Source organism: Streptomyces sp. SID486 (assembly GCF_009865385.1).
Taxonomy (GTDB): domain Bacteria; phylum Actinomycetota; class Actinomycetes; order Streptomycetales; family Streptomycetaceae; genus Streptomyces.
The window spans coordinates 1-8,044 of record NZ_WWJT01000336.1; the positions used below are offsets into that span (position 1 = coordinate 1).

At 75.6% G+C, this 8,044-nt stretch carries 5 protein-coding genes; 1 reads left to right on the forward strand and 4 read right to left on the reverse strand.

The features are described from left to right. The 3 genes from GT045_RS15570 to GT045_RS15585 form a co-directional block, all read right to left on the reverse strand. The coding region (locus GT045_RS15570; protein WP_161334522.1) for a MoxR family ATPase at nucleotides 1-779 on the reverse strand (779 nt) is incomplete at its 3' end. A gap of 74 nt (nucleotides 780-853) precedes the next feature. After that, nucleotides 854-3,082 (reverse strand): serine protease, encoded by a 2,229-nt coding sequence (locus GT045_RS39755; RefSeq protein WP_237538618.1) that lies wholly within the window; start codon nucleotides 3,080-3,082, stop codon nucleotides 854-856. Next, nucleotides 3,082-3,471, reverse strand: coding sequence for a CU044_2847 family protein (locus GT045_RS15585; RefSeq protein ID WP_161293522.1), 390 nt, complete (start codon nucleotides 3,469-3,471; stop codon nucleotides 3,082-3,084). The genes GT045_RS39755 and GT045_RS15585 overlap by 1 nt, the downstream gene beginning before the upstream one ends. 227 nt (nucleotides 3,472-3,698) lie before the next feature. On the opposite strand from GT045_RS15585, the gene GT045_RS15590 reads away from it, so the two are divergent. After that, entirely contained in the window at nucleotides 3,699-7,343 is a 3,645-nt protein-coding gene (locus GT045_RS15590) for a S8 family serine peptidase (protein WP_161334523.1), read from the forward strand. Here the strand turns inward: GT045_RS15590 and GT045_RS15595 are convergent. Beyond that, the coding region (locus tag GT045_RS15595; protein WP_272926857.1) for a carboxyl transferase domain-containing protein at nucleotides 7,315-8,044 on the reverse strand (730 nt) is incomplete at its 5' end. The two genes, GT045_RS15590 and GT045_RS15595, sit on opposite strands and share 29 nt — an antisense overlap.

The window sequence follows — 8,044 nt, forward strand, 5'->3', positions numbered from 1 at the left end:
ACGCAGCGGCGCAGGAAGGCGGGCGGGAACTCGCGCTCGCCGTTGCTGGTGAGGATGACGAAGGGGAAGGCCCGGCAGCGGACCCGGCCGTGGGCCACCGGGACCCGCTCGTCGGTGCCGTCGGCCAGTACCCGGGCGACACCGTCCGGCACGAGCCGGGAGGAGCGGACCAGCTCGGGGATCTCGTACTGGCCCTCCTCCAGCACGTTCAGCAGGTCGTTGGGCAGGTCGAGGTCGCTCTTGTCGATCTCGTCGATGAGCAGCGCGCGGGGCCGGTCGTACGGCAGGAGGGCGGTGCCGAGCGGGCCCAGCCGCAGATGGTGCTCGATGCCCGTCGGGTCGTCCGTGCCCCCCTCCCCGCCCTGTCGGGCGGCGGCCTCCTGCCGGGCCGCGTACAGCCGCGAGAGCGGGTCGTACTGGTAGAGGCCGTCGTGCAGCGTGCTGCGGCTGGTGATGTTCCAGCGCAGCACCGGGCCGAGCCGCAGCTCCCGGGCGACCGCGTACCCGAGCGAGGACTTGCCGGTGCCGGGCGGGCCGGTGACCAGCAGCGGGCGGCGCAGGTACAGGGCCGCGTTGACGAGCTGGACCGTCTCCTGGGTGGCCTGGTACGTCTCGGCGCGGTGGGTGCGGTCGGGGGAGACGGCGGAGGCGTCGGCGGTGGCGTCCGGCGCCGGGAGCACCGGCCCGCCGTCGAAGGCGCGCCAGGGCGGCGGGGCGGGCAGCTCGGTGATGCCGTCGTGCGGCTCGTTCGTACCGGTGTAGACGGGCCACAGGGGCATGGGTTCTTCTTCTCCGTGGGGGTGGCGGTCGTGCGGGCGGGCGGCGGTCGTGCGGGCGGCGGTCGTGCGGGCGGTCAGGCGACGGGCGAGTGCAGGCTCGCGGTGGTCTCGGGGAAGCAGCGCGGGTCGTCCCAGAGCAGCTGCAGATCTCTCGCCCAGTGCCGGTCCGGCTCGTCGGCGGCATCCGCGGTCATCCGCAACGACAGCACGTGCCGGGGGAGTTCGGCGGGCGGGACACCGGCGACCGAGGCGGTGAGCTGGTCCAGGAACGCGGTGCCGGGACAGGACCGTCCGGCCCCGGCGCCGGGACCGGACGCGTCCTCGTGGGCGGTGCACGCGGCGCCGGTCCGGGGCCACAGCAGGACCGGTACGGGCACGGTGAGACCGACCTCGAAGTGCCGGCGTGCCACCGTGGGCGGGGCCGCGAAGCCGGCGAGCCCGGCCTCGTCGTCCCACAGCCGCTTGCGCAGGCTGGGCGGCCGTTCCAGGGTGCCGCACTCGACGCGGTGCACCTCCACGCCGCCGCCGGTGTCGAGCTTCTGCCACTTCTTGCGCAACTGGTGGCGCAGTCTGCCGCTGTGGTGGCGTGCGCGGTCGGTCACGACGAGGGGGTAGGCACAGCCGAGGGGCGTACTGTCGTCCGCTCCGCACTCCCAGTGCGCCACCGCCTCGTTGAGCCACTCGCGCGGCAGCACGAACGTCACCAGTTCGTCGGCGTCCGGGGCGAGATGGGCGACGGCCTCGTCGATACGGCTCTGCACGTAGGCCCGTACCCCGGTCCGCGGCAGCCGGCGGGCACCCACCGGACGCCGCCGCCCCTCGCGGTACGCGGACACCTCCACGGTCACCTGGTCGGGCCCGGCACCGCTGTGATCGATCTCGACGACGACCGGGGACCAGGCGGGCGACGCCGGTGCGGGCGGCGGGAACGCCGAAGCGGCGAGCGGCGCGGCCGACGGAGCCGACCCGGCCGCCGACACCGACCCGGCCGCCGACACCGAGGGGGCCGCCGACACCGAGGGGGCCGCCGACACCGAGGGGGCCGCCGACACCGACGGGGCCGAAGAGACCGGCGACACCGGCGACACCGGCGGCACCGACGAGACGGGCGACACCGATGACACCGATGGCACCGGACAAGCCGGCGGATCCGTCCAGGCCGACGGGACCGCCGTACCCGCCGTACCCGCCGTACCCGCCGCACCCGGCGGAACCGGCCCATCCGTGAAGCCCGTGGGCCCCGGGACGCCAGATCCACCCGGAACGCCCGACGGACCGGGAACGCCCGACGGATCGGGGACACCCGACGGACCGGGAACGCCCGACGGACCGGGAACGCCCGACGGGCCCTGGACGTCCGACGGACCCCGGACACCTGACGGACCTTGGACGCCTGACGCACCCGGGAAGTCCCGTGGGCCCGGGACATCCGAGGGCGTCCGGTGCCGTAACCCGGTTCGCCCGTCGAGCAGTTCGTCGAGCCGGTCGGCGAAGCGGCTCACCGCCTCCGGGTCCGGGACCTCCCACTGCACGTAGCCGGCAGCAGCCCACAGGGAGGGGAAGCCGCCCGGCGGCAGGGGCGGCCCGAAGGCGCCCACCGCGTCCACGTACATCCGGTTCGGGTCGCACACGCGGCCGGCGTCGGCGGCGGCGCGGCGCAGCAGGCCGTACAGCCGTCGGCGCGTGTCGCCGCGGTGGCCCGGGGTGGGCACCAGCTCGCCCAGCTCGGGCCAGTGGCGGGCCATCACCTCCAGCGGCAGCATCCGGCCCTTGCGTACGTCCGGCGAGTCCGAGGCCGCGGTGACCATGCCGGCCACCGTGCCGTCCGGCAGGGTCGCCGCCGCCCCGCTGAAACCGGCCACGAGCGGCTGCCCGTGCCCGCTCCACGCCACCAGCTCCAGCCACTCACCGGCGATCAACTGGGCGGAGACGGCCTGGTACTCGGCGAGCGTGCCCTCGTCGTAGCCCTCGGGGAAGCCGTAGGCGATCAGCCTGGGGTACGGCTCGGCGCAGGCGGCGTCGGGCGGCGCGAAACCGGCCGGCGCGAGCGGGACGGCACGCTCCAGTCCGAGTACGGCGACGTCACCGGGATCGGTGGCCCCACCCGCCCAGCCGCCGTGTGCGACGACCGTGGCCGACAGCTCACCCAGCTCCCGGGCGTGCGGAAAGCTGACGGTCACCGCCGCGCGGTCGCTCCACCTGACGACGTGGGCACAGGTGAGCACCCGGTGGCCGGCGATCAGGAAGCCGGCCCCCACCTCGTTGCCACAGGCGATCCGGGCGTGCCAGGCGGCGCTGCGCATCACCGGTCGGCGGGCTCCGGCCCCGGCACGCCCTGCCCCGGAACGGCCGGCGGAGCGGCCCCCTGGTCCGGCGTCAGCCCCGGGGACCAGTTGAGCTTGACGACCAGGTGGCCTTCCGCCGACCCCTTGGCGATGACGGCCCCGGCCTCCGCCGACAGCCGTACGCCGAACTCGATCTCCACCGAGTCGGGACGCAGGCTGCCGTCCCGGAAGACCCGCAGCGCGGCCGCCGCGGCCGCGCGCACCCCGTCCAGGGCCCCCTCGAAGGTGCGCGCCGCCTGGGCGGGTCCGTCGCCGCGCGAGACGAGGCGGGCACCGGACCTGGTGCCGACGTCCTCCACCACGACGAGTGCGCCGTCCTCGGTCCTGAACTCCACCAGCCCGTCCATGGTGACGTCGGCTCCCCCTTGTCCGTGACGTGTGACGACAACGCCCATGTTACGGACGGTGCTTCGGGTGTCACATCATCCGCCGGGTGTGGCGGGCCCGGTGCCGAGGTTGGCGAGAACCCGCCAGGGCGCCTTTCCGTCAGGAACGATCAACTCCCCACCGGTCGACGGCACATCACACTCGTCCCAGCACGCGACGCGCTCGACACACACGAGAAGAGGCGTGGATGAGCACAGGACCAGTCAGACGCGGGACGGCACTGCTGGCGGCCGCGCTGGTGAGCGCGCTGCTCCCGGCCGGGCCGGCGACGGCGCGAGGGGCGACGCCCGCGCACACCCCCCGCACCGCCCGCCCCGCGACCGTCACCCTCGTCACCGGCGACAAGGTGACCGTCACCGACCTCGGCCACGGCCGGAAGACCGTCGCCGTGCAGCGGCCCCCCGGCGCCGCCGGCGCCGTCCGGACCACGTCGGCCGACGGCCGGCTCACGGTCGTACCCGACGAGGCGCTGCCCTATCTGCGCGCCGGCACGCTGGACCGGCGGTTGTTCGACGTCAGCGGACTGATCCGGCAGGGCCTCACCGACGCCGAGGCCGACGCGCTGCCCCTGATCGTCACCTACGGCGCGAAGGCGCGGGCCGCGACCCCCGCCGGCGCCGAGCGCACCCGTGCCCTGCCCAGCCTGCGCGGTGCCGCCGTGGAGGCCGACAGGGGACGCACGTTCTGGCGGTCGTTCACCCGGTCCGCCGGCATCGACAAGGTGTGGCTGGACGGACGGGTGACGGCCGACATGGCCGAGAGCAACAACCAGATCGGCACGCGGGCGGCCTGGGAGGCGGGGCTGACCGGCAAAGGCGTCACCGTCGCCGTCCTGGACACCGGCGCGGACCTCGGCCACCCCGATCTCAAGGACCGGGTCACCGCCGCAAGAAGCTTCATCGACGGGCAGGAGGTGGCCGACCGCAACGGACACGGCACCCACACCGCCTCCACCGTCGGCGGCAGCGGCGCCGCCTCCGACGGCAGGGAGCAGGGCGTCGCGCCCGGCGCCGCGCTCGCCGTCGGCAAGGTGCTCAGCGACCAGGGCTCGGGCAGCGAGTCCCAGATCATCGCCGGCATGGAGTGGGCGGCACGGGACGTGCACGCCAGGATCGTCTCCATGAGCCTGGGGTCGACGGAGGCCAGCGACGGCACCGACCCGATGGCGCAGGCCGTGAACACCCTCTCCGCGCAGACCGGAGCGCTCTTCGTGGTCGCCGCCGGCAACACCGGCGCCCCTTCCTCCATCGGCTCGCCCGGCGCCGCCGACGCCGCCCTCACCGTCGGCGCGGTGGACTCCGCCGACCAGCCGGCCTACTTCACCTCCGCCGGACCCCGGTACGGCGACAACGCCCTGAAGCCCGACATATCCGCGCCCGGTGTCGACATCCTCGCCGCCCGCTCCCGACTCGCCCCCGGCAGCGGCTACTACACCTCCATGAGCGGCACCTCCATGGCGACCCCGCACGTCGCCGGAGTGGCCGCCCTGCTCGCGGAGAGACACCCCGACTGGACGGGCGCCCGGCTGAAGGACGCGCTCATGTCCAGCTCCGCCCGGCTCGACGCGTCCGCCTACGTGCTCGGCGCGGGGCGGGTGAGCGTGCCCGACGCCCTGGACGCCCGCGTCACCGCCACCGGCAGCGCCGACCTCGGCTTCTACAGCTGGCCCTACGACGCGGACAAGCCCGTCACCAGGACCGTCACCTACACCAACCGCACCGGTGAACCCCTGGAGCTGAAGCTGTCGGTGCGGGGCGCGCCGCAGGGCGTCGCCGTCCTCGCCCGGGACACCCTCACCGTCCCCGCCCACGGCACCGCCGCCACCACCGTCACCGGCGACGGCTCCAGCGCTCCGGTGGGCGGGACGAGCGGGCAGATCGTCGCCGCGGGCCCCGACGGCACGCCCCTCGCGCACACCGTGTTCGGCCTGGTCAAGGAGGAGGAGCGGTACACGCTCACCATCCATGTGAAGGACCGCGCCGGCGCGCCCGCGCCCGCCGACCTCACCGTGCAGCGGCTCGCCGCGGGCGAGGACGCCCAGCCCGCGCACGTCGGCGACTCCGGCACCCTGCGACTGCGCCTGAAGCCGGGCACGTACAGCGTGGCCTCCTTCCTGGACGTGCGCGGCAGCCATGGCGCCGACTCGCTCGGCCTCGGCTTCCTCGCGGCCCCCGAGATCGCCCTCGACCGCGACCGCGAGGTCACCCTCGACGGGCGCCGGCTGCGGGAGGTCAGGGCGGTGACCGGCCGGCGCACCGAGACCCACCAGCTGCTCATGGAGTACGACCGGGCGGCGGGCGGCGCCGACCTGTTCGGTGCGGTCCAGGTGCCCCTGGCCTACGACAGCGTCTTCGCCGCGCCCACGAGGAAGGTCACGCAGGGCACGTTCGAGTACCGGACCGTGTGGCGGCTGGCCAAGCCCCGCCTGGAGGTCGCGGGCATCGGCGAGGCGACCGTACAGGCCGGCGGCACGCTGCGCGCAGGGCGGACCCGGCTGCCCCTGGCCGACGTCGGTGACGGGCCGCTGACCGGGGTGTCCGGCAAGGCGGTGCTCGCCCGCCTCGCCGACGGCGCCGACCCGGCCGCGCTCGCGCAGGCCGCACAGGACGCGGGAGCCGAGGCGCTGTTCGTGACGGACGACGCGCCCGGCCGGCTGACGGCCTGGTGGGGCACCGGCGACAACACCGACCGGCCGCTGCAGATCGCCACGGTGAACCGGGCGGACGCGGCCCGGCTGCGGGCGGCGGGCCGCGTCGACATGACCGGCACCGTCGACCCGCCGTACGTGTACGACCTGTCCGAGGGGCACCGGGGCGCGATCCCCAACCGGAACCTCACCTACGCCCCCTCCGCCCGGCAGCTCGCCGCCGTGCACGTCAGGTTCCATGCCGCGCAGCCCGTCAGCGGCGCCGAGTTCCGGTACTCGATCACCGACACCTTCCCGGTCGGCCTCGGCTTCCCCGAGCGGGTCGGCCTGCCCGCCGAGCGCACCGACTACGTCTCCACCGGGCCCGGCCAGCGGTGGCACGAGTCCGTCACCGTACGCGACGGCGCGCTGGAGGAACGCAGCGGGCTGGTGCGCTACGACGGCGGGTCGCGGCCGGAGCTGGACTGGTTCCGTCCGGTGTGGCACCCGTGGCTCGGCACCGGGCTGGGCTGGGGGCAGCAGCGTGCCGGTGACCAGATCCAGCTGAACACCCCCGGCTGGGGTGACAGCGGGCCCGACCACACCGGCTTCGGCGACGTGTGGAGCGACGGCAGCGGGATGCGCCAGACCACCGCCGTGTACCTGGACGGCACCCTGGTCGACGAGGGCACCAGCTCCGCCGCCTACGTCTGGGACGCGCCCGCCGACGAACACACCTACAAGGTGGTCACCGACACCGCCCTGGACGCCGGCCGGTGGCAGCCCGCCACCCGGGGGCACACCGAGTGGACGTTCCGGTCCGCGGCCACCCCGGAGGACCACTGGACCTACCTGCCGCTGATCAACCTCGCCTTCGACGTCGACACCGACCTCGCCGGCACGGTCCGCGGCGGACACCGGACCACGATCGGGCTGGGCGCCCGGTACGTGGCCGGGGCGGCCGGCACCGGCACCCTCGGCGGCGGACGGCTGGAGGTGTCGTACGACGACGGCACGACCTGGCGGACGGTCCCGCTGACCGGCCGGGGCGCGTCCTGGCACGGCACGCTCAGCGTGCCCCGCGGTGCCGCCCACGTCTCCCTGCGGGCCTCGGCCCACGACGACAAGGGCGGTTCGGTGACGCAGGAGATCGTGCGGGCGGTGGCCGTGCGACAGGTCAGGGCCGGGGGTGGTCCGCGGGCGTGACGACGCCCCGGACCATCCCCAGCTCCACCAGATCCTGTGGCCGGACGCGCAGCTGGCCGGCGGTGGCCTCGGCCTCCTCCGGCGGGCGCTTGAGGATCGCCGCCGCGAGTTCGGGCGCGATCACGGAGAAGTAACTGTCCGGGGTGGCCCAGGTGTTGCCGGGCGCGGCCAGCGCCAGCGCCCCGCCGGAGCCGCCCTCGCCGATGACCAGCGTGGTGATCGGCACCCGGGCGCCGGCCACCGCCGCGAACACCTCGGCGATCGCGGCCCCGGCCCCCTGCCGCTCCGCCTCCGCGTCGTTGGCGGCGCCCGGGGTGTCCACCAGCGTCAGCACGGGGATCCCGAGCCGGTCGGCGAGCCGGACCAGCCGGGCGGCGGTGCGGTACCCGGCGGGCCGGGTCGCCGTCCCGGTCTGCGCCGCGTAGGCCACGGTACGGCCGTCGTGGTCACCGAACCCGCACAGCATCCCGTCCGGGTCGGTACCGCCGCACCGGTCACCGCTGATCTGGACCCGGTACGCGAAATAGGCGTCCAGGTACGCCCGCGCCCGCGGCCGTCCCGCTGCCCGGGCCCGTCCGACGGCGTCCCACCCGCTGTCGGGCAGTTCCGCCGTGCCGAGAGCGAACGGCACGGGAGCGGGGGCGGCCACCGGCGCGTCCGCCGCACCCGCGGTCCCCGGCGCGTCCGCCGCGCCCGCGGTC

What these genes read in the sequence shown, in the direction of transcription:
- GT045_RS15590 (WP_161334523.1), top strand. Translation starts at nt 3,699, where the DNA reads ATGAGCACAGGACCAGTCAGACGCGGGACGGCACTGCTGGCGGCCGCG.
- GT045_RS15585 (WP_161293522.1), bottom strand. Translation starts at nt 3,471, where the DNA reads ATGGACGGGCTGGTGGAGTTCAGGACCGAGGACGGCGCACTCGTCGTG.
- GT045_RS39755 (WP_237538618.1), bottom strand. Translation starts at nt 3,082, where the DNA reads ATGCGCAGCGCCGCCTGGCACGCCCGGATCGCCTGTGGCAACGAGGTG.